The organism is Candidatus Benthicola sp. (assembly GCF_058719085.1).
Window position 1 is genome coordinate 1 of record NZ_JBZQEK010000129.1, and the last position, 1548, is coordinate 1548.

At 69.8% G+C, this 1548-nt stretch carries 3 protein-coding genes; all 3 read right to left on the reverse strand.

All coding sequences use genetic code 11. The annotated features are described in order from the left end of the window. The coding region (locus tag AC36XV_RS09965) for an ATP-binding cassette domain-containing protein (RefSeq protein WP_492203531.1) at positions 1-253 on the reverse strand (253 nt) is incomplete at its 3' end. Then, complete coding sequence (locus AC36XV_RS09970; RefSeq protein ID WP_492203532.1) at positions 250-1215, reverse strand: ABC transporter ATP-binding protein; 966 nt, start codon at positions 1213-1215, stop codon at positions 250-252. The genes AC36XV_RS09965 and AC36XV_RS09970, both read right to left, overlap by 4 nt. Then, on the reverse strand, positions 1215-1548 hold a 334-nt coding region (locus tag AC36XV_RS09975), incomplete at its 5' end, for an ABC transporter permease (protein WP_492203533.1). The genes AC36XV_RS09970 and AC36XV_RS09975, both read right to left, overlap by 1 nt.

The following is a 1548-nucleotide window of genomic DNA, read 5'->3' on the forward strand; positions in this document are numbered from 1 at the left end:
CCCGGAGGGCCAGGAAGTCATTGCCCATGAGCTCGATGCTGCCCGTCGTGGGCTCGAGCAGCCTCAGGATGCACCGCCCCAGGGTCGTCTTTCCACTCCCGGACTCCCCCACGAGACCCAGCGTCTCGGCGGGCCGAATCTCCAGATCGACGCCGGCGACGGCCTCGGTTCCCTCGGGGCCTCGTGTCCAGCCGGACCCGGCCGGGAAGGTCTTCGACAGGCCGCGCAGGGCGAGAACCGGAGCGTCGCTCACGAGCCGGACCCCACGCGAAAGCAGGCGCACAAGCGATCACCCACGTCCTCTAGCGGAGGACGGGCCGCGCGGCAGTCTTCCCCGGCAAGTAAGCATCTCGGATGGAAGGCGCAGCCCGACGGAAGATCGGCCAGGTCGGGCACCGTACCGGGGATCCCCTCCAGCGGTTCCCCCGAACCCCCTCCGAGGTGCGGAATCGCCGCGATCAGCCCCTTCGTGTACGGATGCCGCGGCTCCTCGGTGATCGCGGTCCAGTGACCGACCTCGACGATCCGCCCCGCGTACATGACCATGATCCGGTCGGCCAGGCGCGAAACCACCGCGAGATCGTGAGAGATCAGGAGTGTCGACATGCCGAACTCGCCCTGCAGGTGCTCCAGCAGGTCGCAGATCTCCGCCTGCACGGTCGCGTCGAGCGCCGTGGTCGGCTCGTCGGCGATCAGCAGCTTCGGGCGACCGCCCACGGCGACGGCGATCTGCACGCGCTGCCGCATACCCCCGGACAGCTCGAACGGATAGGCCCGGGCCCTCTTCTCCGGCGACGGGATTCCGACATCGCCGAGCAGCCGCACCGCCTCGCGCCAGGCGTCCTCCCGCGACACCCCGCGGTGCAGCCGAACGACGTCCGCGATCTGGTCACCGACCCGGTACACCGGATTGAGGCTCTCCGAGGCGTCCTGGAACACCATCCCGATGGCCCCGCCCCTCACCTTTCGCATGGCGGCGCCGGAGATCGATCGCAGATCCACCCCCTCGAGCTCGATCTCGCCGGACACCACTCGTCCCGGCGACGGCACGAGATCCAGGATGGACAGAGCCATGAGGCTCTTCCCGCTCCCGGACTCCCCCACCAGCCCCAGCGTCTCCCCCTCCGCGACGCCGAAGGACACCCCGTTCACCGGGCGAGTCTCGCCATCCGGGATTGGAAAGCGGGTGGTCAGGTCCCGGACGCTCAGCAGCATCAGACGTACTTCTGGTCGATGGCCCTCGGATCCAGCGCATCCCGAAGACCATCCGCCACCAGGCTGAAGGCGACCAGGGTGAGGGTGAGCAGGGCGCCGGGGAAGAACGAGATCCACCACGCGATTCCCAGCACGTCCTTCCCGCTCGCCACCATGTTCCCCCAGGACGGCGTCGGCGGGCTGATACCCAGCCCGAGGAAGGAGAGGCCGGCCTCCGCGCCGATCATGGCGGCCACCGCGAGGGCCCCGGTGACCAGGACCGGCGACAGGGCCCCCGGGATGAGGTGCCTGACGATGATGCGTCTCGCCGGAAGGCCCATGGCCCGCGCCGCG

Bases quoted from the DNA above. Each gene is read 5' to 3' on its own strand.
- AC36XV_RS09970 (WP_492203532.1), bottom strand. From the start codon at position 1,215: ATGCTGCTGAGCGTCCGGGACCTGACCACCCGCTTTCCAATCCCGGAT.